The sequence below is a fragment of the Pseudomonas sp. TMW22089 genome (genome assembly GCF_022496645.1).
Classification (GTDB): Bacteria; Pseudomonadota; Gammaproteobacteria; order Pseudomonadales; family Pseudomonadaceae; genus Aquipseudomonas; species Aquipseudomonas paraversuta.
This window is the reverse complement of the sequence record NZ_SCFG01000001.1, coordinates 60,537-83,142: the sequence shown is the minus strand read 5'-3', so window position 1 is coordinate 83,142 and position 22,606 is coordinate 60,537. Positions and strand designations below refer to the sequence as shown.

The following is a 22,606-nucleotide window of genomic DNA, read 5'->3' as shown; positions in this document are numbered from 1 at the left end:
ATAAAATGCGCTCACTTCTGCTGCTATTTCTCGGCATTCCCATCCCGATCATCATCCTGATTGCGCTATTTGTTCACTGATTCAGCGGATCAACCTGACAACGGCCTTCCTTGTGAAGGCCGTTTTTTATACCGGCAAGCAAGTGGTGGATTTGATCTCGGACAAGGCAACAATCGAGTTCACCTCTTGAATGCCGGGCACCATCGACAGCTTTTCGAAGAAAAACCGTTCATAGGCTTCAATGTCAGCGGTGACGATACGCAGTAGAAAATCCACCGCGCCCATCAGCACGTAACACTCCAGGACCTCAGGAAAGCCGCGAATGGCATCGGTAAACTCGGTGAAGTTGGAACGACCGTGGGCGTTGAGTTTGATCTCGGCAAAAATCTGCGTATTGAGGCCGATTTTCTTACGATCGAGCAGGGTCACCTGGCCGCGGATAATCCCTTCGTCTTTCATCCGCTGAATCCGCCTCCAGCAAGGCGATTGCGACAACCCTACCTGCTCCGCGATTTGCGCACTGGACAGCGAGGCGTCCTCTTGCAGCAGCGCGAGAATGCGCCGGTCATAAGCATCCAGCTCGATTCGCATAGAAATACCTCTTTATGACGTATTTAAGACTTGATCCAGTCTTAATTTCGTTTAACCCCTGCATCTTAGATAAAAAATTCCCGCCCTGGCGTGTAAATATTTCTCCAGCCTAATCAGGAGTTTTAGCATGCCCCCTCTGCAAGCCGTCAGCCACTCAGTCCGCCCCGACGTCTGGGCCAGCAACGCCGCCCCATGTCCGGTGCACTTTTATATTCAGGCCGAGGCAGAGGCCGATGTGCTGTGCCGCGTACTGAATCTGTTTGCCTTGCAGCAACTGACTCCCCGATCGGTCAACGTAGAGCGCGACAACGACAGGTTAAGCATTGAAATTCTGAGTGATGAGCAAAGCTGGCACCGGGCTCAGGTGATTGGCGAAAAACTGCGCAACCTGGTCAGTGTCTTCGAAGTGCAATTGCTACCGGCCAAATCCCGGGACGCTGATTTCAAGGGTGGCGCCATGAACCACCAGCGCGTTGCCGGGTAATAGCTCGCAACCATTGGCCAGGCCTGGGTGATGGGCCAGCAACTAGGCTTTGGACTTCACGGCCCGGACAGGGATATGTCGGGCCGATGCTTTAAAGCCCAAGGAGCTTGTATGCACTTCGCCCCCGCCCATGACCACTGGCTGGATCTCAACGACCTGGTCACCGTACTCCTCGCCCAGGGCCGCCTGCACAAAGGTGGCGCAGAGCAGGCATTGAACGCCGGCCGCGAGCCTCGTCACAACGCCGTGCACCCGCTGGTGTTGCTGGCCAGCCTGCAGCTCATCGACCCCGGTCGCCCCGGCAAGGCCCTCGACCTTGAGACCCTCACCGCCTGGCTGGCGGAGCAATGCCAGCAGCCTTACATGCGCATAGATCCACTGAAAATTGATGTCGTGACGGTTACCGGACTGATGTCCCTGGCATTTGCCCAACGGCATGAAATCCTCGCGGTGGCGGCAGATCAACAGTCCATTACCATCGCCAGCGCTCAACCCGGGGTCAGCCGCTGGGAAGCGGATCTCAAGCAAGTGCTCAAACGGCCCATCAAGCGTGTGGTTGCCAACCCTCTGGATATCCAGCGCCTGAATGTGGAATTTTTTCAGCTGGCCAGATCGGTCAACGGCGCCACGCTAAATGATCATAAAACCAGCAAGCAGGCCAACCTCGAACAACTACTCACCCTCGGCGGCGGCCAGACGCCCGATGCCAACGACGCGCATATTGTGAATATCGTCGACTGGCTGTTTCAGTACGCCTTCGAGCAACGCGCCAGTGACATCCACATCGAGCCGCGTAGTGAGCAGGGCGGCGTACGCTTTCGCATTGATGGCGTGCTGCATAACGTTTACCAATTTCCGACACAGGTGACGACGGCCGTTGTCAGCCGCCTCAAGAGCCTGGGCCGGATGAATGTCGCCGAAAAGCGCAAACCCCAGGATGGCCGGATCAAAATCAGAACCCCGGCCGGGGCACAGGTTGAACTGCGGCTCGCCACCTTGCCCACCGCCTTTGGCGAAAAAATGGTGATGCGTATTTTTGACCCGCAGGTGCTGCTCAAGAGTTTCGACCAGCTCGGTTTTACCCCGCAAGACCTGCAACGCTGGCAGCACATGACCCGCCAGCCCCACGGCATTATTTTACTCACCGGCCCCACCGGTTCGGGTAAAACCAGCACCCTCTACGCAACCCTCAAACAGCTGGCCACAGAACAGATCAACCTGTGCACCCTTGAAGACCCCATCGAAATGATTGAGCCGGCGTTCAATCAAATGCAGGTGCAACCCGGCATCGACCTGACTTTCGCCAGTGGCGTACGCGCCCTGATGCGCCAGGATCCGGACATCATCATGCTCGGCGAGATACGCGATCTGGAAACTGCCGAAGTCGCGATTCAGGCCGCCCTGACCGGCCATCTGGTGCTGTCGACCCTGCACACCAACGATGCTCCCAGCGCCATCAGTCGCCTGCAGGAACTGGGCGTCGCGCCTTATTTGATCAAGGCCACGCTGCTGGGGGTCATGGCACAACGACTGGTGAAAACCTTGTGTCCCGAATGTAAAAACGAGGAGCCATTGACGCCGGACGACTGGCAGAGTTTCGTCAAACAATGGCCGGGACCAGCACCGGAGCGTACCTGCAGGGCGACGGGCTGTGCTGTGTGCCGGGATACGGGCTACCGTGGCCGGGCCGGTATCTACGAAATAATGCTGATGAATGACAGCCTCAGAACCCTGATCGATTCCCGGACCGACTTGAACGCCGTACATCGCGCAGCGTGCGCCGCAGGCATGCAGCCCTTGCGACTGGCGGCAGCCCATAAAGTGGCCACAGGCATGACCACGCTGGAGGAAGCTTTGCGCGTTACACCTGCGTGATGATTCGTTTTGACTAAAATCTAAACAGTTGCACCGTTTACATGCAGGAGTGAGCTCACGAGCCTTGGCCGTTGAGTGCATACAACCAGGTCGGTTCTTTCCCCTTACACCTCGAACAAGGAATTGTCATGCAAGTGGGTACAGTGGTCCTGTTATTTGTCGCCTTGGCTATCGCCGTGCTTTTCATGGGGTTCAAGGTCGTGCCCCAAGGTTATCAGTGGACAGTAGAACGCTTCGGCCGCTACACCAACACCCTGAAACCGGGCCTGAATATCATCATTCCGGTCATGGATCGCATCGGACGCAAGATCAACGTGATGGAAAGCGTGCTGGATATCCCGCCCCAGGAAGTCATTACTGCCGACAACGCCACCGTACAAATCGATGCCGTGTGTTTCTTCCAGGTGGTCAACACGGCCCAGGCGGCATATGAGGTCAATAACCTCGAGCATGCCATCCGTAACCTGCTGCAAACCAACATCCGCACGGTGCTCGGCTCCATGGAGCTGGATGCCATGCTCAGCCAGCGGGACGGCATCAATGAAAAACTGCTGCGCACTGTTGATGAAGCCACGGCGCCATGGGGGATCAAGATCACCCGTATCGAGATCAAGGACATCAGCCCGCCTGCAGACCTGATGGCCGCCATGTCCGGCCAGATGAAAGCCGAACGCATCAAGCGTGCGCAAATCCTTGAGGCTGAAGGCCTGCGGGCCTCGGCAATTTTAACCGCCGAAGGTAAAAAGCAGGCGCAGATCCTCGAAGCTGAAGGCGGCCGCCAGGCGGCTTTTCTCGAGTCCGAAGCCCGGGAGCGCCAGGCCGAAGCCGAAGCCCGGGCGACCCAGGTAGTGTCCGAAGCCATTGCCAATGGCAACGTGCAGGCGATCAACTACTTCGTCGCGCAAAAATACATCGATGCCCTGGGCAAGCTGGCCTCTGCCAATAACAGCAAGGTCATCCTCATGCCGCTGGAGGCCAGCCAGGTCATCGGCGCGGTGGGCGGTATCGGCGAAATCGTTAAAGCCACCTTCGATAACAAAAAGGTCTGAGGCATGTGGGAGTTCCTGCAAAACCTGAACTACTGGGACTGGCTGGCACTGGGTACGGTGCTGCTGATTCTGGAAGTGTTCGGCGCCGGTGGTTATCTGCTTTGGGCAGGCATTGCCGCGATCATCGTCGGGGCCGTGACCTTCCTGATACCGGGCCTGGCCTGGACCCTGCAGTTCCCTCTGTTTGGCGTACTGGCGATTCTCACCGCGCTGTACTGGTGGAAACGCCAGCGTGGCGCTATCGCCAGTAGCGATCAACCGGACCTGAATCGCCGGGGACACGAGCTGATCGGTCGCACCTTTGTCGTTCAACAGGCGATAGTCGGGGGAAGGGGTAAAATCAAGGTCGGTGACGGGGTATGGATGGTGACAGGGCCCGATGCTGACGTCGGCACCCGGGTTCGGGTAACAGCCCAGAACGGGACGGTGCTAAGCGTAGAAGTTACTGCATGAGGTTACGGAACTCCCGGCCGTTAACTAGAATCAAAGTTGGTAATTAACCTATTCGGAGTCACTGTCATGCGTCTCAAATATGCTGTCGCCGCGATCGCCCTGCTATCCCTTCCTGTTGGTTCTGCAATGGCCGACACTTTTTGGCGCAATGTGCTGTCTTCCGGCGCGACCACCGGCTCCACCTACCTGACCTTCAAAAAAGACCGCAAAGTAATCGCCGCCCAGGATGACGCCGGGAGCTTTGTTGCCAGCAACGGTTCGATCCGCGGCCCTTATCTGGAATCCGCCATGCAGCAAGTGCGTGCCGATAACCCGCAACTGAAAGTCAGTGACATGGATCTGGCCAACGCCATCCTGGCGAAAAACGCGACTGTCGAGTAACGCCTCTAGCCACTGGCGCTGGTTGCCATGGAATTGCTGGGCCGCTGCCCCTGGCGGCCCTGAAGACCAGGCACCCGGGCCAGCAGCTCAGGACTGGTCATTCAGCCCCTAGACAGAAATTTCACCCGATGTGAGCCATGCTATGGGTATGCTTTGCCCACCCAAACTCACATCGGACGTATTGCTTCCATGAGCTCACTGCCTTTCCTGCCGTTTTCCAAACCCACCATTGATGAAGCCACCATTGCTGCGGTTGGCGACGTGCTGCGCTCAGGCTGGATCACCAGCGGGCCCAAGGTTCAGGCTTTCGAAGCACAGCTGTCCGAGTACTTTGGCGGTCGCCCGGTGCGTACCTTCAACTCCGGCACCTGCACCATGGAAATCGCTCTGCGCATCGCGGGTATCGGTGCCGGTGATGAAGTGATCACCACTTCTATTTCATGGGTCGCCACGGCCAATGTGATCCTCGAAGTGGGCGCCACACCGGTGTTCGCCGATATCGACCCGGTTACGCGCAATATCGACCTGGCCCAGGTCGAGGCCGCCATCACCCCGCGTACCAAGGCCATCATTCCGGTGTATTTGTCGGGCTTGCCGGTGGACATGGACGCGTTGTACGCGCTGGCCAAAAAATACAACCTGCGCGTTGTCGAAGATGCCGCCCAGGCTCTGGGCTCCAGCTGGAACGGGCAACGCATCGGCGCACGCGGCGATTTCGTTTCTTTCAGTTTTCAGGCCAACAAAAACATCACCTCGTCCGAAGGCGGGTGTCTGGTGCTGAACAATGAAGAAGAAGCGCGGCTGGCCGAGAAATATCGCCTGCAAGGGGTTACTCGTACCGGTTTCGACGGTCTGGATGTCGACGTGCTTGGTGGCAAGTTCAACATGACCGATATTGCAGCGGCTATTGGCCTGGGCCAGTTTGCCCATATCGAAGCCATTACCGCCCACCGCCGGCAATTGGCAAAACATTACTTCGAATGTTTTGGCCCTGACTTTGAAGCCGAATACGGCGCGCAACTGCCGGTGGCTGACTTCAACAATACCAACTGGCATTTGTTCCAGCTGGTGCTGGCGGAGCGCAAAGATGGCGAACCTGCCCGTGCCAGCTTCATGAAAGACATGCAGGCACTGGGCGTCGGCGTCGGCTATCACTACCCGCCGATTCATTTGCTGAGTTTGTATCGTGCGCAAGGCTTCAAGGAGGGGATGTTGCCGATTGCCGAGCGCGTGGGCCGGCTGATCGTGTCGCTACCGATGTTTACCGCCATGACCAAGGCCGATGTGGAACGCTCTGTAGCGGCGGTTAAAGCGGTGTTGAAAGACGCTTGAGTATTTAGAACAACTGCAGGAGCGAGCTTGCCTTGCGCTCTTTTGATCTTCTGAAAGATCGCGAGCAAGGACGCTCCCACAGGAACAGGCCGGGGTTACTCGCCGATTGCGGCTTTGTAACCGGCAGCATCCAGCAGCTTTTCCAGTTCCGCGGTGTTGCTTGGCTTGAGCTTGAAGATCCAGCTGGCGTAGGGTTCGCTGTTCAGCGACTCAGGGCTATCGGCCAGTGCTTCGTTAACGGCAATGACTTCGCCCGACACCGGCGAGTAGATATCCGAAGCAGCTTTTACCGACTCCACGACTCCCGCAGTATCACCGGCGGCAAACACTTTGCCGACTTCGGCCAGCTCAACAAACACCACATCCCCCAAGGCTTCCTGAGCGTGATCGCTGATGCCGACAGTAACCGTACCATCAGCTTCCAGACGGGCCCACTCATGACTTTCAGCAAAGCGCAGGTCAGCAGGGATATCGCTCATATTCAGTGTCCTCAAGAAGAAATTTCAGCGGCTCACACAGCGTGTTTGCCCGCCAGTAAACATTAGATCAAGGCTTTGCCAAGACGCACAAAAGTCGGTTTAACCACGCGAACCGGATACCACTTACCACGAATTTCGACCTCGGCACGATCGGCCGTTGCCACTGGAACCCGTGCCAAAGCAATCGATTTGCTCAGCGTAGGAGAGAAACTACCACTGGTTATCTCTCCTTCGCCAACATCAGCGATACGAACCACCTGATGAGCCCGCAGGACACCCCGCTCTTCGAGTACCAGACCCACCAGTTTGAGCTTCACTCCGCTGGCCTTTTCGGCCTCCAGCGCTTCGCGGCCAATGAATTTTCGCGAGGACGGTTCCCACGCGATGGTCCAGGCCATGTTGGCGGAAAGTGGCGAGACAGACAGATGAATATCCTGTCCGTAGAGGTTCATGCCGGCTTCAAGACGCAAGGTATCGCGAGCGCCCAGGCCAATAGGCGAGATACCGGCGCCCACCAGGTCGTTAAAGAAAGCCGGGGCCTGATCGGCCGGAAGCAGAATTTCCAGACCGTCTTCGCCGGTATAGCCGGTGCGCGCGATAAACCAGTCACCACAGCTCTGCCCTTCGAAGGGCTTAAGTTGCTGGATCAACTGGCTGCGGGCCTGATTCACCAGCTCGGCCACCTTATGCCGGGCCTGAGGTCCCTGAATTGCCAGCAAAGCCAGTTCGGAACGCTCGTGCAGCTCAACGGCATAGCCTTGAGCCTGAGCCGCCATCCAGGCCAGATCCTGATCACGGGTAGCGGCGTTGACAATAAGCCGATAGCCCTCGGGCATGAGGTAGACAATCATGTCGTCGACCACACCGCCCTGCTCATTGAGCATGGCGCTGTAAAGAGCACGGCCGGGCGTGTTCAGACGTTCGACATCGTTGGCCAATAAATGCTGGAGCCATTCCTTGGCCTGATTACCGGTGACGTCAATCACGGTCATATGCGAGACATCAAAAACTCCACAGTCGCGGCGCACCTCATGGTGTTCCTCGACTTGCGAGCCGTAATGCAAGGGCATATCCCAACCGCCAAAATCGACCATCTTCGCGCCAAGGGCGAGATGCAGGTCATACAGAGGCGTACGCTGTCCCATGGGTTTCTCCTTCCGGGCTTGGCGAAGGTGCGGACAGGCTTGTTTTGGGCCCCAGCCCTCTTAAAGAGGGCTTGATGCGTTTAACAGAGAACCTGGCCTGACAGACAGACCGCACCGAATGCCGCGCATTGTATCCACATGGGGAGGGACTGGCACCTAACCGATTCGATGTGCCGAGCGACGGATCAGCCCGATGACCGGCAATAAACCGACCAGCACCAACGTCAGCGCCGGCAACGAGGCCCGCGCCCACTCACCTTCACTGGTCATCTCAAAGATCCGAACCGCCAGCGTGTCCCACCCGAACGGGCGCATCAGCAAGGTAGCAGGCATCTCTTTGAGCACATCGACAAATACCAGCAGCGCAGCACTCAGGGTGCCCGGCAGCAATAACGGCAGATACACTTTGATAAACAGTCGCGGGCCACTCACCCCCAGGCTGCGGGCCGCTTCAGGCAAAGAAGGCCGGATGCGCGCCAGGCTGTTTTCCAGCGGGCCGTAAGCCACAGCAATAAAGCGCACCAGATATGCCAGCAGCAAGGCCGACAGGCTGCCCAGCAAGAGCGGCTTGCCTGCTCCTCCGAGCCAGCCTGATACCGGGATCACCAGCTCACGATCCAGATAGCTGAAAGCCAGCATGATCGATACCGCCAGCACCGATCCCGGCAATGCATAGCCCAGGTTCGCCAGACTGACCCCGGCGCGGATAGCCGGAGTGGGCGCCTGTCGTCGGGCAAACGCCAGCACCAGCGCCACGCTGACGGTGATCAGGGCGGCCATGGCGCCCAGATACAGGGTGTGCAGAATCAGGCCGGTATAACGCTCATCAAGATCAAAGCGCCCGCGCTGCCAGAACCACACCACCAATTGCAGCATCGGGATCACGAAAGCGCAGGCGAACACCAGCAAGCACCAGCTGCTGGCCAGCCACGCCTTGGCCCCCCGCAAGTGATACAAGGCCTTGGCCCGGGGCCGCTCGTTACTGGCGCGGCTGGCACCCCGGGCCCGGCGTTCGCCATAGAGCACGAGCATCACCACCAGCAGCAGCAAACTGGCCAGTTGCGCAGCGGTGGACAGGCTGAAAAAGCCGTACCAGGTTTTGTAGATGGCCGTGGTAAAGGTGTCGAAGTTGAACACCGACACGGCGCCGAAATCGGCCAGGGTCTCCATCAGTGCCAGCGCCACCCCCGCACCAATTGCCGGGCGTGCCATTGGCAGTGCCACACGCCAGAACGCCTGCCACGGACTCTGGCCCAACACCCGGGCCGCTTCCATCAGGCCTTTGCCCTGAGCGAGAAATGCGCTGCGCGCCAACAAGTAAACGTAGGGGTAGAACACCAGAATCAGCACGATAATCACGCCGCCGGTGGAGCGCACCCTTGGCAGCCGCAGACCCATGCCGAACCATTCCCGCAGCAGGGTTTGCACCGGACCGGCAAAGTCCAGCAGGCCGACAAAAACAAATGCCAGCACATAGGCAGGAATCGCGAACGGCAGCATCAGCGCCCAGTCCAGCCAGCGCCTGCCGGGGAACTCGCACAGGCTGGTTAACCACGCCAGGCTCACGCCCAGCAGCGTTACGCCTATGCCGACCCCCACAATCAGGGTGAGGGTATTGCCCAGCAGGCGCGGCATCTGCGTATCCCACAGGTGGCTCCAGATCTGTGCATCAATGCTTTGCCAGGACAACAGCAGAACGCTCAGCGGCAACAGCACCAGAGCGGCAATGACAAAAACCAGTGGATACCAGCGACGTTGGGCAGGATGGGCCACGAAAAACTCTCGGAAGTTGTTTGGAAGTACCGATAACAAATATGGGAGCGGGCTTGCTGGCGATAGCCTCAGCCCGGTCTCCTACAGAAACCACGCTGATGCTATCGCGGGCAAGCCCGCTCCCACAGGTAAAACTTCAGTTTTTTATCAGTTCCAGCCAGCACGATCCATCATGCGGATAGCTTCTGCCTGGCGCTTGCCTGCGACTTCAACCGGCAGTTCATCGGCCTTGAAGTTACCCCAGCTGGCCACTTCGGCTGAAGGTGCAACAGTCGGGTTGGCCGGGAATTCCTGGTTGGTCCCGGCAAAAATCGCCTGGGCTTCAGGGGTGGTCATCCACTCCACCAACGCCTTGGCCGCTTCAGGATGCGGAGCGTATTTGGTCAGGCCAATACCCGACAGGTTGACGTGAACGCCGCGGTCCGCCTGGTTCGGCCAGAACAGTTTCACCGCCAGATCCGGCTTCTGCTTGTGCAGACGGCCATAGTAGTAAGTGTTGACGATGCCGACGTCGCACTGCCCGGCGTTGATCGCCTCCAGCACTGCGATGTCATCCGAGAACACATCGGTAGACAGGTTATTCACCCAGCCCTTGAGGATTTCTTCAGTTTTCTGCGGGCCATTCACTTCGATCATGGTGGCGGTCAGCGACTGGTTATAAACCTTCTTGGCGGTGCGCAGGCACAGGCGGCCTTCCCACTTTTTGTCCGCCAGGGCTTCGTAAGTCGACAGTTCTTCAGGCTTAACCCGGTCAGAGGCGTAGGCAATGGTTCGCGCACGCAAACTCAAGCCTGTCCACTCGTGGGAGGAAGAGCGGTATTGAGGCGGGATATTTTTATCGATCACGTCAGATTTGAGCGGCTGCAAAATGCCCATTTGCTCGGCCTGCCACAGGTTGCCGGCATCCACAGTCAGCAACAGGTCAGCAGTAGCGTTCTGCCCTTCGGCCTTGATGCGCTGCATCAGCGGCGCTTCCTTGTCGGTGATGAACTTGACCTTGACCCCGGTTTTGGCGGTGTAGGCGTCAAATACCGGCTTGATCAGCTCGTCGATGCGCGAGGAGTAGACCACCACTTCATCGGCAGCAAAGGCACTGCTCCCGAAAACAGTAAGGGCCAGGGCAGTCAGTAGACGCTTGGGTACCAACATGGAGGGCGGTCTCTCTTAATGCGAATCGGGCGTAAATGGTAGTGAATCACATTTGCCATCTCAACCTAACTCGCCCTAGAGCCGTTACCAGATGTTGCAAGAAACGCCTTCTGCAGGTCTCAGGCTTTGGCCAGCGGCGGCAAGTCGCCGGTCAGGCCCAGCGCCTGACGCACAAACAGCGCTTTGGCTTCGGGCATTTGATTGACCCATTTCAACCCGCTGTTACGCAGCAAGCGGGCGGTCAACGAATCTGACTGGAACAGGCGCTCAAAACCTTCCATCGCCGCCATCAACGCCAGGTTGTGCGGCATGCGGCGGCGCTCGAAACGGCTCAGTACCCGCACATCCGCCAGCCGTTCGCCACGATCCACCCCGTGCAACAGCACATCTGCCAGCACCGCTGCATCGAGGAAGCCCAGATTCACCCCCTGCCCGGCCAGGGGGTGGATGGTGTGTGCCGCATCGCCGATCAATGCCAGGCCTTCGGCCACATAACGCTTGGCGTGACGCTGGCGCAGAGGCACGCAGACCCGCGGGTCTGCACTCACAACCTTGCCCAGCCGGCCTTCGAAGGCCAGCTCCAGCTCGCGGCAGAACCCCTCGTCATCCAGCGCCATCAGGTGCGCGGCCTGCTCAGGGGTGGTCGACCAGACTATTGAGCACCAATCCTGCTGGCCATCACGCTGCAGTGGCAAAAACGCCAGTGGCCCGTGATCGGTAAAACGCTGCCAGGCGGTCTGCTGATGGGGTTCTGCGCACCGCACGCTGGTGACGATGGCGTGATGCTGGTAATCCCACTCACGGGTCTCACAGCCGGTCAGGCGGCGCACAGCCGAGTTGGCACCGTCGGCGGCAATCACTACCGGTGCCCGCAGGGTGCGTCCATCGGCCAGGGTCAGCAGCCAGTCGTCAGCGGAACGACGCATTTGCTCCAGCCGTGCATTGGCCAGCAGTTCGATATTGGTGGCTTGCAGGCACTCCAGCAGCGCATCCTGGATCACCCGGTTTTCAACGATATGGCCCAGCACCTCGGCATGCACACTGGCCGCCGAGAAGTGGATCTGCCCCGTGCCGCTGCCATCCCACACGTGCATGTGCGAATACGGACTGGCACGCCGCCGGGCAATCCCGTCCCAGGCTCCCAGGCGTTGCAGGATGCGCTGACTGGCGGCCGACAAGGCACTGACCCTGGGTTCAAACGGGGCCTGCGGGCTGAACGGTTTGACATCCAGCGGGCTGCCATCGAGCAGCAGAATTTTCAGTCCGCTGTCCTTGAGCGCCAGTGCCAAAGCACTACCGACCATTCCGGCCCCGACAATCAGCAGATCTGCGCGCATTTCCATGCTTTAAGCCTGTCTCGCTAGCGGCATACGCCGCACTTGAAAAATGGTCCGACACGGGGCATGCCCCGGCCGTCATTATTAACTGTCGGCGCGGGTGCCCAGCCCCATCGCCTGGCGGGCAAACCAGCGTTTGGCCGGCGGCAACAAATCGAGGCTGAGCAAGCCAAGGTTGCGCCCCAGCGAGACCAATGGCTGCTCACTGCCGAACACCCGTGTTACCTGGTCCGAGAAGCCAATTGTCAGTTGCTGGTCGAGTTTTTGCCGCTGTTGATAACTCAGCAGCGTGGCAAAATCACCGGGCTTTTTGTCGCTCGCCAACAAGGCGTCGGCCAATGCCTGCGCATCGCGCAAGGACAGGTTGAAACCCTGGCCGGCAATCGGGTGCAGGCTGTGAGCCGCGTTGCCCAGAATAGTCAGGTGCGGGCGTACCTGCTCTTCGGCTTCGACCAGCGAAAGCGGGTACAAATGCCGTGCGCCGACCTGCTTGAGGGTGCCCAGGCGGTAGCCGAATACAGCCTGCAACTCGCTGAGGAAGCTGCGTTCATCCAGTGCCGCCAGGCGCCGGGCATCCATCCCCAGACGGGTCCATACCAGCGCACAACGGTTGTCGGGCAATGGCAACAAGGCCATCGGACCTTCATCGGTGAAACGCTCGAACGCCATTCCGGCGTGGGGCTGGCTCGGGGTGATGTTGGCAATTAGCGCACTTTGATCGTATGGCCGCTTGCGCACATGAATCCCCAACTGCTCGCGCAAGCCCGAGCGACCGCCATCGGCCAGTACTGCCAGGTCGCAGTCGAGCGTGGTTTCGTCATTGAGCGTCAAGCGGTAGCCATCTTCGAGCGGCTGCATGTGGATAACTTCAGCCGGGCAACGCCAGCTGATCACGTCCGGGTCCAGACTTTTCCACAGGCTTTGGCCGAGCCAGGTGTTTTCGACCACATACCCGAGCGCCGGAACCCCTTCTTCGCTGGACGACAAACGAGCCGTGGAAAAACGCCCGCGATCGGACACGTGAATGTCCTTGATCGGCTCGGCACGCTCGGCAATGGCTTGCCAAAGCCCCATCCGCTCGTAGATTTGCCGCGCACCATAACTAAGCGCCGACGAGCGGGCATCGTAGCTCGGCTGATAACTGTTGCCGGGAGCAAACGGCTCGATCAATACGATTTTCCAGCCCCGGGCCTTGGCCCCGGCCTGCAGCGCCAAAGCAAGACTGGCACCGACCAGTCCGCCACCGATGATCGCCAGACTGACCCGGTTCATACCGCGCCCGCTCGTGCTGCAGCCATCAAGGCTTCGATATCCGCGACGGTTTTCGGCACGTCGCCGGTCAAGACCTCACAGCCCTGTTTGGTGACCACTACGTCGTCCTCAATGCGCACCCCGATGCCGCGCCATTTTTTGGCGACATTCAGATTATTCGGGCTGATGTAGATGCCGGGCTCAACCGTCAGGGTCATGCCGACTTCCAGCACGCGCCATTCACCGCCCACCTTGTATTCACCCACGTCATGCACATCGAGCCCCAGCCAGTGGCCAGCGCGATGCATGTAAAAGGGTTTATAGGCTTCGCTGGCGATCAGTTGATCCACATCGCCCTGCAACAGGCCCAGTTCAACCAGCCCCGCCGTGATCACCTGAACCGTGGCTTCGTGGGCCTGGTTCCAGTGTTTGTCGGGCGCGATCTGGGCAAACGCGGCTTCCTGGGACGCCAGCACCAGTTCGTATATGGCTTTTTGTTCAGGCGAGTACTTGCCGCCGACCGGGAATGTACGGCTGATATCACTGGCGTAGCAGTCGATCTCACACCCGGCATCGATCAATACCAGGTCGCCATCCTTGAGCAGGGCGTCATTTTCCTGGTAGTGCAGGATGCAGCTGTTATCGCCAGAGGCGACGATCGAGCCATAGGCTGGCATTTTTGCCCCGCTTTTACGGAATTCATAATCCAGTTCGGCCTCGAGGCTGTACTCATGCAAACCGGCACGGCTGGCCTGCATGGCGCGCACATGGGCGCGAGCCGAGATTTGCGCCGCATGGCGCATGACCTTGATCTCTGCCGCCGATTTATACAGGCGCATGTCATGCAGCAGATGATCCAGAGCAACGAATTCGTTGGGCGGCTGAGCACCGAGGTTCGCCTTGGAGCGGATCGTGTTGATCCACTCCATCAGGTTGCGATCAAAATCGGGGTTGCTGCCCATCGCCGAATACACCCGGTCACGGCCTTCAATCAGCCCCGGCAGGATGTCGTCAATGTCAGTGATGGGAAACGCATCGTCTGCGCCGAAGTCGCTGATCGCGCCTTCTTGCCCGGCCCGCAAGCCGTCCCACAGCTCACGCTCGGCATTGCGCTCGCGGCAAAACAGTACGTATTCACCGTGGGCCCGGCCCGGAATCAGGACAATCACCGCCTGGGGCTCTGGAAAGCCGCTCAGATACTGGAAATTGCTCTCCTGGCGGTAAACATGTTCGACATCGCGATTACGAATTGCCACTGGCGCAGCAGGAAGAATCGCAATGCTGTTGGGCTCCATCTGCGCCATGAGCGCCTTGCGGCGACGTGTGTATTCCGATTTCGGGATATGGATCATGGGCAGACGGGTTCCCTCTTGACGATCAATCAGTGCAGCGAAGGCTTGGCAGCCGCAGGCTCAGCAGTTTTTTTGGTTTCAGTGAACAGCAACAGCGGCGCGACGCGCAGGTATTCCATCACTTCCATGTAGTCGCTTTCGCCGTCTTCGGATTCTTCCAGGGCATCTTGCACCTGGGAAATGGCCGCCAGATCGTTCAGAACTTCTTTACCTTCAAGACTCAAGGCATTGTCACGGTAGTTCAGGCCGAAACCGGCCAGGAAACCCTGACACCACTCACCCAGGGCGATGGCGCGTTCAGTCAGCGGCGCATCATCGGTAGGCAACAGCAACACGACGGTCATGTCGTCGCCGGTCAGTTCGCCTTTAACCATTTCTTGCAAACCGATCAGGGCATTGCGTACGTTGTCACTGATTTCATTTTCGCTTTGGAACAGCTCTTTGGCATCCGCCAGCCAGCCGTCGTGGTCAAAGCCGGCGCCAGCAGCGCTGCGACCCAACAACAGGCCGTGCAGTTCTGCAGGCGAAACATTATGGCCGCTGGAGGTCAGCAGGGTGGCAAAGGCTTGATACGGGGAATTCTGAATAGGCATGGTCAGCTAGGCGCCAAGCGGCGCTATGTCTAGAATGGAGGCCTTGTATCCTAGCATCGGCAGACGTGCCAGACCATCGAGGCGTCAACTCGTTTGACGGTTACCATCCATCAGAAAATACACAGTAGGACACAATGGAAGACACCGACCTGCATGCACTGATGGCCAGGCTCGAGCTGCTGATCAGCCGCGTCGAGCAACTTAACCGTCAAAACGGACTCTTAGTAGCTCAGGAAAAAACTTGGCGCGAGGAACGCGCGCACCTCATTGAAAAAAACGAAATCGCCCGACACAAGGTGGAATCGATGATTTCGCGCCTCAAAGCCCTGGAGCAAGACTCATGAGTACTAGCAGCAGCGTCACCGTGCACATCCTCGATAAAGAATATTCGATCATGTGCCCCCAGGAAGAACGCACCAATCTGGTGAGTGCCGCCCGCTATCTGGATGGCAAAATGCGGGAAATCCGCAGCAGCGGCAAAGTTATTGGCGCCGACCGTATCGCCGTAATGGCCGCCCTGAATATCACCCACGATCTGTTGCACAGACAGGAAATCGCCGAAGTTCAGCCCAACGGCTCAACTCGCGAACAGGTGCGCGACCTGCTGGAGCGCGTCGATCTGGTGCTCGCCACTGATCCGAACGAACGTCAGAGCTGATTCAAAAGGTTTCTTTGGGGTATACTCGCGCCACTCCCTGGAGTATTCGCCAGTTAGCGATGTCCCTGAGCCGATTCGCACTACCCTGGAGCTTGCACGTTGGACCGGTGTGCATGTCCGCTCGACGGAAAGCCTTAAGGTCTACTGCAACTTCCACCTTGAACTTTCGGGTTCAAGGGCCAAGCCGACAGCGGTACGTCGGGGAGCCTGATTTCCAGCGCAATGCCGGCCATGAGCTGGCATTGCCTTTCACGAGCCAACCGTCCGGTGAACTCGATCTTGAACAGCACCATGACCGAACCTGCGACACGCCCGCAACTTCGACGACTGCTGCGCAAAGCCCGCCGCGAACTTTCGCCCTGCGAGCAACGCCAGGCTGCCCGCGGCCTGTACCGGCAACTGGCGCAACACCCGCTGTTTCGCCGCGCCAGACATATCTCGCTGTACCTGCCCACTGACGGTGAAATCGATCCGCGCCTGCTGCTGCGTGAAGCACAGCGTCGGGGCAAGATTACTTACCTGCCCGTGCTCAGCGCATGGCCACGAACCAAGATGGTGTTTCAGCGCGTTGCACCCGGTGAAAAACTGATCCCCAATCGCTTTCGAATTCTCGAACCCCGAATCAACCGCGCACGCCAGCGCAAGGTCTGGGCACTGGACCTGGTGCTGTTGCCGCTGGTGGGGTTTGATCAAGCCGGGGGACGACTGGGCATGGGCGGCGGTTTTTATGACCGCAGCCTGGCCTATCTGGCCCGTCGCCAAAGCTGGCGCAAGCCGACACTGCTGGGGCTGGCCCACGAATGTCAGAAAGTAGAGAGTCTGGCCCAGGCCAGTTGGGATGTGCCGCTACAGGGTACGGTCTCGGACAAGCAGTGGTACGTTGCCCACTGACTGCCAGGGCGTCACTGTCACATTGACTGGAAGTGTCTAGCGCTTGAAAGGTTGTACCTGTTGCTGCGCCAGTTCCATCGAGGTGTCGGTCGAAGTTGACCAGAGGCTTTGCGCATAACCCGTTGTAACCACGCCCAAACCGAACAAAATAACCAAAATCCACAGTAAATCCGGTTTGCGTTTCATCGATTGCCCCCCTTCAGGCAAATCAACACGATGACAGCAACGGTTTTTGTTATAGGCCGTGCAGCAGCGTCAAGCTTAAAATCCCGGCATTCTGAGGCAACACGAACTGACACGCAAACGCTGGCGTCAACCGACTGTCGGTTTACAAATATCTTGCCAGACAAAATGACCAGGCAGCATTTGAGGAGCAGTGAAAATGGCCTATTGGTTGATGAAATCCGAGCCCGACGAGTTCTCTATCAAGGATTTGCAGAAGATTGGCGAAGCGCGCTGGGATGGCGTGCGTAACTATCAGGCGCGCAACTTTATACGGAGCATGAGCACCGGCGACGAGTTCTTCTTCTACCATTCCAGCTGCCCCGAGCCTGGGATTGCCGGGATTGGCCGAATCGTCCAGTCCGCGTATCCGGACCCCACGGCCCTGGACCCCGAAAGCCACTATTTCGACCCCAAGGCCAGCGCCGAAAAAAACCCATGGAGTGCATTGCAAGTGGCACACGTGCAAACCTTCCCCAGGGTCATCAAGCTCGACTACCTGAAACAACAAAGCGCGCTGGCCGAAATGCCACTGGTACAAAAAGGCAGCCGCCTCTCAGTCATGCCCGTAACTGCCGAGCAATGGGCAGTGGTGCTGGGCCTGCTTTAGTAACACTCGGCTCCCGGGTTGAATCCGCCCCGGCTCCGGCAACATCCTGTATTAGCGTCTAGGCTCTCAACTTCCTTTGACTGGCATCAAGCCTGCGCGGCCTTGAAACAGTCAAACTAGAGCGCTCTGTGACACAGGATGTCGGCATGTCTAAGAATCACCGTCTTTCCCATTACTTCGTTATTCCTTTGGCAATATTGCTGATTGCCGCAGGCGGGGTCGGTTACTGGAAATCCCTGCACGACCGCCTCCCTGAAGGGATCAGCATGGGCAACGGTCGACTCGAGTCCACGGAAGTGCAGATCGCCGCGAAGATTCCGGGTCGCCTGGCCGAGGTTCTGGTCGATGAAGGTGATCACGTGACCAAGGGCCAGTTACTGGCCCGCATGGACACCCGCACCCTTGAAGCCACCCGCGCCCAGGCCCAGGCCGAAGTACAGCGCGCACGTGAGGCCCTGGCGGCCAATGAAGCCAACGTGCAATTGCGCCAAAGCGAAAAACTGCTGGCCAGTCAGGAGCTCAAACGCTTTCGCCAACTGTCCGAACGCGGTTTTGCCAGCGCCCAGCTGCTAGATCAGCAACAGGCAAAATTCAATACCAGCAACTCCGCGGTGGTTGCCGCACAGGCTCAAGTTGCCGCCGCCAAAGCCGCCATCGTGTCCAGCGAAGCGCACGTCGCGCAACTCACCAGTGAAATAGAAGACAGCAGCCTGCGAGCGCCAATCAACGGGGTGATCCAGTTGCGCCTGGCCGAGCCCGGCGAAGTGCTGGGCTCCGGTGGGCGGGTATTCATGCTGATCGACCCGAGCGACCAGTACATGAATCTGTACTTGCCCGCCTCGGTGGTCGGCAAGCTGGCGGTTGGCGCTCAAGCCCGCATCGTGCTCGACGCCCTGCCCGATCAGCCACTGCCGGCAAAAATCTCCTTTGTCGCAGCCAAATCGCAGTTCACCCCCAAAGAAGTCGAAACCCGTGACGAGCGGCAAAAACTGGTGTTCCGGGTCAAGCTGCGCCTGACCGACCCGGCCGCCGTACCTCAAGCAAAACCGGGCATGCCGGGAGCCGGTTATGTTCGGACCAGCGACGTGAACTGGCCGGCTAACCTGCAATGAGCGACCTGGCGCTCAACGCCAGTGGCATCAGCCACAGGTACGGCAAACAACAAGCCCTGCTAGACATTGCCTTCAGCCTGCCAAAAGGCACGCGCTGCGGGCTGATTGGCCCGGATGGCGCGGGCAAGTCGAGCTTGCTGGGGCTGATTGCCGGGGTCAAAAAACTACAGCAAGGCTCACTGCAAGTGCTTGGCGGCCCCATTGACGACCGTCGCCATCGCAACACCCTGTATCCGCTGATTGCCTTTATGCCCCAGGGCCTGGGCGGCAATCTTTATCCGGAATTGTCGATCAGCGAGAACATCCGTTTTTTTGGCACTCTGTTTGGCTTGTCCAGAGATGACTGCGAACAGCGTATGGCGCAGTTGCTCAAGGCTACCGACCTTGAGCGCTTTGCCGAACGCCCCGCAGGCAAGCTGTCCGGCGGGATGAAGCAAAAGCTCGGGCTATGTTGCGCGCTGATCCACGAGCCGGACCTGCTGATCCTCGACGAACCCACCACCGGTGTCGACCCGCTGTCACGGCGACGTTTCTGGGAGCTGGTGGATGACGTACGCAGTCAACGCCCACAACTCACATTGCTGGTCGCAACGGCCTACATGGAAGAGGCCGAGCAATTCGAACACTGCCTGATGCTGGATCGCGGCAAGTTGATTGCGGCCGGATTGAGCCGGGAACTGGCAGCCGTCACCACTACCGGCAAGCTGGATGAAGCCTTTACCCACTACCAGGGCGACAGCGCTCATAACAATGAACCGCTGGTGATACCGCCACGCACCAGCGACAACAGCGACATCGCCATTGAGGCCCACAACCTGACCCTCAAATTCGGCGACTTCACCGCGGTCAACAACGTCAGCTTTGCCATTGGCCGGGGCGAGATTTTCGGCTTTTTGGGCTCTAACGGCTGCGGCAAGACCACCACCATGAAAGTGCTGACCGGCCTGATGCCCGCCACGCAAGGCAGCGCCAGGCTGCTGGGTAATCCGGTTAACGCCAAAGACCTGGCCACCCGCAAGCGCGTAGGTTTCATGTCGCAGAGCTTCTCGCTGTACGGCGAATTGAGCGTACGCCAGAACCTGGTATTGCATGCCCAGCTCTTCGACTTGCCCAAGGCGCAAAGCCAGACCCGGATCGAGGAGCTGATCCAGCGCTTCGACCTCGCAGAGGTTGCCGAGCAACAATCCGGCGAACTGCCATTAGGTCTGCGCCAGCGCTTGTCCCTGGCAGTGGCGGTGTTGCATCGCCCCGAAGTGCTGATCCTCGATGAGCCCACCTCCGGCGTCGACCCCGCCGCGCGGGATGACTTCTGGCGCCTGTTGATCGAACTGTCCCGCGAGCAGGGGGTGACGATCTTTCTGTCCACCCACTTTATGAACGAGGCGCAACGCTGTGACCGGATTTCGCTGATGCACGCGGGCAAGGTACTGGCCTGCGACACCCCGGATGCGCTGCAAAAACAGTTCCACGGCGACACCCTGGAGGCGGCATTTGTCACCTGCCTGGAAGAAGCGCAAAACGATCCGGCCGCCAACGTGGCAACCCAAGCCGAGCCGCCACCGGCAGCTGCCGTGAATGCACCACCGCCACCGGGCAAAACCGGCTTCAGCATGGCCCGGCTGATTGCCGTCGCCAGCCGCGAATCCAAAGAATTACTGCGGGACAAGGTGCGCATGGCGTTCGCCCTGCTGGGCGCGGTGTTCATGATGGTCATTTTTGGCTACGGCATTTCCCTGGATGTGGAAAACCTCGCCTTCGCCGTGTACGACCAGGATCAAAGCCCCCAGAGCCGCGCCTACCTTGAAGCCTTTCGCAGTTCGCGTTATTTCGAGGAGCACGCGCCCATCCAGAGCGCAGACCAATTGCACGAACGCCTGCAGCGTTCCGAAATCAAGATCGCCCTGGAAATCCCGCCGGGCTTCGGTCGTGATCTTTACGCCGGACGCCAGCCCACCGTGGCCGCCTGGCTCGACGGCGGCATGCCGTTTCGGGCCGAAACCAGCCGCAACTATGTCGAAGCCGTACACTCGGCCAACCTTGAGCAACTGGCCGCACAAAGCAGCCTGGCGCAAAACAAGCAGGTAATGGCCAGGCTGGAAACCCGGTTCCGCTATAACCAGGACGTGATCAGCGTGAATGCCATCGGCCCCGGGGTGATGGCGCTGATTCTCGCGTTTATCCCGGCGATGCTCACGGCTCTGGGCATCGTGCGGGAAAAAGAACTGGGCTCGATCACCAACTTTTACGCCACGCCACTGACCCGGCTGGAATTTCTGCTGGGCAAACAGGCTCCCTACCTGGCGGTGAGCCTGGTCAACCTGGCATTGCTGGTGGCGATGAACCGCTGGCTGTTCGGCGTGCCGTTTAAAGGCAGCGGACTCACACTGGCATTGGGCGGACTCTTGTATGTACTGGCCACCACCAGCATGGGCCTGCTGATCTCCGCATTCACCCGCACCCAGATCGCGGCAATCCTGGGCACCATGATCATCACCAGCCTGCCGACCATTCAGTTCTCCGGGCTGATCGTGCCGCGCTCCTCCCTCGACGGATCTGCGGCGCTGATGGGCATGCTGTTCCCAGCCGGACACTTTCTCGACATAGCCGTAGGCACCTTCACCAAAGCCCTGGACCTTCGTCAGCTGTGGCCGCAATGCCTGGCACTGTTGGGGTTCTTTGTCGTGTTCACCGGACTGAGCCTGATCATGCTCAAGAAGCAGGAGGTTTGATGCACAAGCTCTCGCACATCCTGCGCCTGGGTCTTAAAGAACTCACCAGCCTGCGTCACGACAGTGTCTTGCTCCTGTTTTTGCTCTATGCCTTCACCGTAGCTATCTATATGCCAGCGGCCGGCTCGATCATCGGCGTGCATAACGCCAGCGTGGCCATCGTCGATGAAGACCACAGCCAGTTATCGCGCAAACTGGCGGAGTCGCTGCTACCGCCCGAATTCCAGGCACCGCAGGACTTGCCTTACGATCAGCTGGACCAGTCGATGGACAGCGGCCGCTACACCTTTGTGATCAACCTGCCGGCCAACTTCCAGGCCGACTTGCTGGCCGGACGCGAACCGGGCGTACAGGTCAACGTTGATGCCACGGCCATGAGCCAGGCATTTATGGGGGCGGGGTATATCGGCCGGATCTTCCAGCGCGAACTGCTCAACTACACCGGGCAGGCCGATGCCGCGGCCAATACGCCGGCGCTGCTCAGCAGCCGCGCGTTGTTCAACCCCAACCTGGAGGGCGGCTGGTTTCTGGCGGTGATCCAGATCGTCAACAACATCACCATCCTGGCCATCGTCCTGACCGGCACTGCGCTGCTGCGCGAGCGTGAACACGGCACCCTCGACCACCTGCTGGTCCTGCCACTGACGGCACTGGAAATCATGCTCGCAAAAATCTGGAGCAACATGCTGGTGGTGGTGCTGTGTACCTGGATATCGCTGGAAGTCGTGGTGAAATGGGCCCTGGGCGTGCCGCTGGCGGGGTCGTTGACCCTGTTTTTACTGGTAACGGCACTTTACCTGTTTGCCAGTACCGCACTGGGAATCTTCCTCGCGACCCTGGCCCGCTCAACGCCGCAGTTCGGTTTGCTGGCGATCCCGGTGATCATTCCGATGCTCCTGCTATCGGGCGGGAGCACCCCGCTGGACAGCATGCCCGAATGGTTGCAATGGGTGATGCAGTGCTCGCCCTCGACGCACTTTGTGAGCCTGAGTGCGGCGATATTGTTTCGCGATGCGGGGGTAGAAGTGGTGTGGCCGGACCTGTTGGCACTGACCACTATTGGCCTGGTATTTTTCGCCATTGCCCTTGCGCGGTTTCGCAAGAGCCTGGCGTCTTAGTCATGGGACTGAACACATGCCT

The 22,606-nt window shown here is 58.9% G+C and carries 23 protein-coding genes and 1 other RNA gene; 14 read left to right on the top strand and 10 right to left on the bottom strand.

Annotation, left to right across the window (positions count from 1 at the left end; translation table 11 throughout):
• Positions 1-126 precede the first annotated feature (126 nt).
• Positions 127-591 carry an Lrp/AsnC family transcriptional regulator gene (locus EQV90_RS00410; RefSeq protein ID WP_003438371.1) on the bottom strand — a complete coding sequence of 155 codons (465 nt, stop codon included), beginning with the start codon at positions 589-591 and terminating at the stop codon, positions 127-129.
• 127 nt (positions 592-718) lie between these two features.
• On the opposite strand from EQV90_RS00410, the gene EQV90_RS00405 reads away from it, so the two are divergent.
• From EQV90_RS00405 to EQV90_RS00380, 6 genes are all read left to right on the top strand, one after another.
• Positions 719-1,075: a hypothetical protein gene (locus EQV90_RS00405; RefSeq protein WP_003438368.1), complete on the top strand. Its 357-nt coding sequence runs from the start codon at positions 719-721 to the stop codon at positions 1,073-1,075.
• Positions 1,076-1,186: 111 nt separating this feature from the next.
• Complete coding sequence (locus tag EQV90_RS00400) at positions 1,187-2,950, top strand: GspE/PulE family protein (protein ID WP_240877615.1); 1,764 nt, start codon at positions 1,187-1,189, stop codon at positions 2,948-2,950.
• 128 nt (positions 2,951-3,078) lie between these two features.
• Complete coding sequence (locus EQV90_RS00395) at positions 3,079-3,999, top strand: SPFH domain-containing protein (protein WP_003438363.1); 921 nt, start codon at positions 3,079-3,081, stop codon at positions 3,997-3,999.
• A 3-nt stretch (positions 4,000-4,002) separates the two neighbouring features.
• On the top strand, positions 4,003-4,452 hold the full coding sequence (locus EQV90_RS00390) for an NfeD family protein (RefSeq protein ID WP_003438361.1): 450 nt from the start codon (positions 4,003-4,005) through the stop codon (positions 4,450-4,452).
• A 66-nt stretch (positions 4,453-4,518) separates the two neighbouring features.
• Entirely contained in the window at positions 4,519-4,833 is a 315-nt protein-coding gene (locus EQV90_RS00385; protein ID WP_003438359.1) for a DUF2388 domain-containing protein, read from the top strand.
• A gap of 189 nt (positions 4,834-5,022) precedes the next feature.
• Positions 5,023-6,165, top strand: a complete 1,143-nt coding sequence (locus EQV90_RS00380; RefSeq protein WP_060781842.1) for a DegT/DnrJ/EryC1/StrS aminotransferase family protein — start codon at positions 5,023-5,025, stop codon at positions 6,163-6,165.
• Positions 6,166-6,260: 95 nt separating this feature from the next.
• Here the strand turns inward: EQV90_RS00380 and gcvH are convergent, their stop codons facing one another.
• The 8 genes from gcvH to EQV90_RS00340 all read right to left on the bottom strand — a co-directional run bounded on the left by gcvH (position 6,261) and on the right by EQV90_RS00340 (position 15,244).
• A complete protein-coding gene (gcvH, locus tag EQV90_RS00375) occupies positions 6,261-6,644 on the bottom strand; it encodes a glycine cleavage system protein GcvH (RefSeq protein WP_003438354.1) in 384 nt (127 codons plus the stop codon).
• 62 nt (positions 6,645-6,706) lie between these two features.
• Positions 6,707-7,789, bottom strand: a complete 1,083-nt coding sequence (gene gcvT / locus EQV90_RS00370) for a glycine cleavage system aminomethyltransferase GcvT (protein WP_010656869.1) — start codon at positions 7,787-7,789, stop codon at positions 6,707-6,709.
• A 156-nt stretch (positions 7,790-7,945) separates the two neighbouring features.
• Entirely contained in the window at positions 7,946-9,562 is a 1,617-nt protein-coding gene (locus tag EQV90_RS00365) for an iron ABC transporter permease (protein ID WP_003438348.1), read from the bottom strand.
• Between the two features lie 147 nt (positions 9,563-9,709).
• Entirely contained in the window at positions 9,710-10,711 is a 1,002-nt protein-coding gene (locus EQV90_RS00360) for an extracellular solute-binding protein (RefSeq protein ID WP_010656871.1), read from the bottom strand.
• A 119-nt stretch (positions 10,712-10,830) separates the two neighbouring features.
• Entirely contained in the window at positions 10,831-12,048 is a 1,218-nt protein-coding gene (locus tag EQV90_RS00355; RefSeq protein ID WP_178105573.1) for a 2-octaprenyl-3-methyl-6-methoxy-1,4-benzoquinol hydroxylase, read from the bottom strand.
• A gap of 84 nt (positions 12,049-12,132) precedes the next feature.
• The gene (gene ubiH, locus EQV90_RS00350; protein ID WP_240877614.1) at positions 12,133-13,320 is read right to left on the bottom strand and encodes a 2-octaprenyl-6-methoxyphenyl hydroxylase; all 1,188 of its coding nucleotides are present in this window, start codon (positions 13,318-13,320) and stop codon (positions 12,133-12,135) included.
• On the bottom strand, positions 13,317-14,651 hold the full coding sequence (gene pepP, locus EQV90_RS00345) for a Xaa-Pro aminopeptidase (RefSeq protein WP_240877613.1): 1,335 nt from the start codon (positions 14,649-14,651) through the stop codon (positions 13,317-13,319). Before pepP ends, ubiH begins: the two co-directional genes overlap by 4 nt.
• 29 nt (positions 14,652-14,680) lie before the next feature.
• Positions 14,681-15,244 (bottom strand): YecA family protein, encoded by a 564-nt coding sequence (locus EQV90_RS00340; protein ID WP_003438334.1) that lies wholly within the window; start codon positions 15,242-15,244, stop codon positions 14,681-14,683.
• 134 nt (positions 15,245-15,378) lie between these two features.
• Between EQV90_RS00340 and EQV90_RS00335 the strand changes: the two genes are divergently transcribed.
• The 4 genes from EQV90_RS00335 (at position 15,379) to EQV90_RS00320 (ending at position 16,793) form a co-directional block, all read left to right on the top strand.
• A complete protein-coding gene (locus tag EQV90_RS00335; RefSeq protein ID WP_003438332.1) occupies positions 15,379-15,588 on the top strand; it encodes a TIGR02449 family protein in 210 nt (69 codons plus the stop codon).
• Positions 15,585-15,902 (top strand): cell division protein ZapA, encoded by a 318-nt coding sequence (locus EQV90_RS00330; RefSeq protein ID WP_003438329.1) that lies wholly within the window; start codon positions 15,585-15,587, stop codon positions 15,900-15,902. Before EQV90_RS00335 ends, EQV90_RS00330 begins: the two co-directional genes overlap by 4 nt.
• A 31-nt stretch (positions 15,903-15,933) precedes the next feature.
• Positions 15,934-16,111: non-coding RNA, 6S RNA (gene ssrS, locus EQV90_RS00325), on the top strand.
• 82 nt (positions 16,112-16,193) lie between these two features.
• Positions 16,194-16,793 (top strand): 5-formyltetrahydrofolate cyclo-ligase, encoded by a 600-nt coding sequence (locus tag EQV90_RS00320; protein ID WP_010656874.1) that lies wholly within the window; start codon positions 16,194-16,196, stop codon positions 16,791-16,793.
• A 36-nt stretch (positions 16,794-16,829) separates the two neighbouring features.
• Here the strand turns inward: EQV90_RS00320 and EQV90_RS00315 are convergent, their stop codons facing one another.
• The gene (locus EQV90_RS00315; RefSeq protein WP_003438323.1) at positions 16,830-16,979 is read right to left on the bottom strand and encodes a hypothetical protein; all 150 of its coding nucleotides are present in this window, start codon (positions 16,977-16,979) and stop codon (positions 16,830-16,832) included.
• Positions 16,980-17,175: 196 nt separating this feature from the next.
• Between EQV90_RS00315 and EQV90_RS00310 the strand changes: the two genes are divergently transcribed.
• From EQV90_RS00310 to EQV90_RS00295, 4 genes are all read left to right on the top strand, one after another.
• A complete protein-coding gene (locus EQV90_RS00310) occupies positions 17,176-17,625 on the top strand; it encodes an EVE domain-containing protein (protein WP_240877612.1) in 450 nt (149 codons plus the stop codon).
• Between the two features lie 146 nt (positions 17,626-17,771).
• The gene (locus EQV90_RS00305; RefSeq protein ID WP_240877611.1) at positions 17,772-18,737 is read left to right on the top strand and encodes an HlyD family efflux transporter periplasmic adaptor subunit; all 966 of its coding nucleotides are present in this window, start codon (positions 17,772-17,774) and stop codon (positions 18,735-18,737) included.
• Positions 18,734-21,466 (top strand): ribosome-associated ATPase/putative transporter RbbA, encoded by a 2,733-nt coding sequence (gene rbbA / locus EQV90_RS00300; RefSeq protein WP_003438315.1) that lies wholly within the window; start codon positions 18,734-18,736, stop codon positions 21,464-21,466. The genes EQV90_RS00305 and rbbA overlap by 4 nt, the downstream gene beginning before the upstream one ends.
• Positions 21,466-22,584 carry an ABC transporter permease gene (locus tag EQV90_RS00295; RefSeq protein ID WP_010656875.1) on the top strand — a complete coding sequence of 373 codons (1,119 nt, stop codon included), beginning with the start codon at positions 21,466-21,468 and terminating at the stop codon, positions 22,582-22,584. The genes rbbA and EQV90_RS00295 overlap by 1 nt, the downstream gene beginning before the upstream one ends.
• Positions 22,585-22,606 lie beyond the last annotated feature (22 nt).

Excerpts from the sequence above, each read along its gene's own strand:
- EQV90_RS00315 (WP_003438323.1), bottom strand. The coding sequence starts at position 16,979 with ATGAAACGCAAACCGGATTTACTGTGGATTTTGGTTATTTTGTTCGGT.
- EQV90_RS00360 (WP_010656871.1), bottom strand. The coding sequence starts at position 10,711 with ATGTTGGTACCCAAGCGTCTACTGACTGCCCTGGCCCTTACTGTTTTC.
- EQV90_RS00305 (WP_240877611.1), top strand. The coding sequence starts at position 17,772 with ATGTCTAAGAATCACCGTCTTTCCCATTACTTCGTTATTCCTTTGGCA.
- EQV90_RS00295 (WP_010656875.1), top strand. The coding sequence starts at position 21,466 with ATGCACAAGCTCTCGCACATCCTGCGCCTGGGTCTTAAAGAACTCACC.
- EQV90_RS00340 (WP_003438334.1), bottom strand. The coding sequence starts at position 15,244 with ATGCCTATTCAGAATTCCCCGTATCAAGCCTTTGCCACCCTGCTGACC.
- EQV90_RS00335 (WP_003438332.1), top strand. The coding sequence starts at position 15,379 with ATGGAAGACACCGACCTGCATGCACTGATGGCCAGGCTCGAGCTGCTG.
- EQV90_RS00400 (WP_240877615.1), top strand. The coding sequence starts at position 1,187 with ATGCACTTCGCCCCCGCCCATGACCACTGGCTGGATCTCAACGACCTG.
- gcvH (WP_003438354.1), bottom strand. The coding sequence starts at position 6,644 with ATGAGCGATATCCCTGCTGACCTGCGCTTTGCTGAAAGTCATGAGTGG.
- EQV90_RS00395 (WP_003438363.1), top strand. The coding sequence starts at position 3,079 with ATGCAAGTGGGTACAGTGGTCCTGTTATTTGTCGCCTTGGCTATCGCC.
- EQV90_RS00320 (WP_010656874.1), top strand. The coding sequence starts at position 16,194 with ATGACCGAACCTGCGACACGCCCGCAACTTCGACGACTGCTGCGCAAA.
- rbbA (WP_003438315.1), top strand. The coding sequence starts at position 18,734 with ATGAGCGACCTGGCGCTCAACGCCAGTGGCATCAGCCACAGGTACGGC.
- EQV90_RS00380 (WP_060781842.1), top strand. The coding sequence starts at position 5,023 with ATGAGCTCACTGCCTTTCCTGCCGTTTTCCAAACCCACCATTGATGAA.
- gcvT (WP_010656869.1), bottom strand. The coding sequence starts at position 7,789 with ATGGGACAGCGTACGCCTCTGTATGACCTGCATCTCGCCCTTGGCGCG.
- EQV90_RS00310 (WP_240877612.1), top strand. The coding sequence starts at position 17,176 with ATGGCCTATTGGTTGATGAAATCCGAGCCCGACGAGTTCTCTATCAAG.
- EQV90_RS00405 (WP_003438368.1), top strand. The coding sequence starts at position 719 with ATGCCCCCTCTGCAAGCCGTCAGCCACTCAGTCCGCCCCGACGTCTGG.
- EQV90_RS00385 (WP_003438359.1), top strand. The coding sequence starts at position 4,519 with ATGCGTCTCAAATATGCTGTCGCCGCGATCGCCCTGCTATCCCTTCCT.
- EQV90_RS00355 (WP_178105573.1), bottom strand. The coding sequence starts at position 12,048 with ATGCGCGCAGATCTGCTGATTGTCGGGGCCGGAATGGTCGGTAGTGCT.
- ubiH (WP_240877614.1), bottom strand. The coding sequence starts at position 13,320 with ATGAACCGGGTCAGTCTGGCGATCATCGGTGGCGGACTGGTCGGTGCC.
- EQV90_RS00410 (WP_003438371.1), bottom strand. The coding sequence starts at position 591 with ATGCGAATCGAGCTGGATGCTTATGACCGGCGCATTCTCGCGCTGCTG.
- pepP (WP_240877613.1), bottom strand. The coding sequence starts at position 14,651 with ATGATCCATATCCCGAAATCGGAATACACACGTCGCCGCAAGGCGCTC.
- EQV90_RS00390 (WP_003438361.1), top strand. The coding sequence starts at position 4,003 with ATGTGGGAGTTCCTGCAAAACCTGAACTACTGGGACTGGCTGGCACTG.
- EQV90_RS00330 (WP_003438329.1), top strand. The coding sequence starts at position 15,585 with ATGAGTACTAGCAGCAGCGTCACCGTGCACATCCTCGATAAAGAATAT.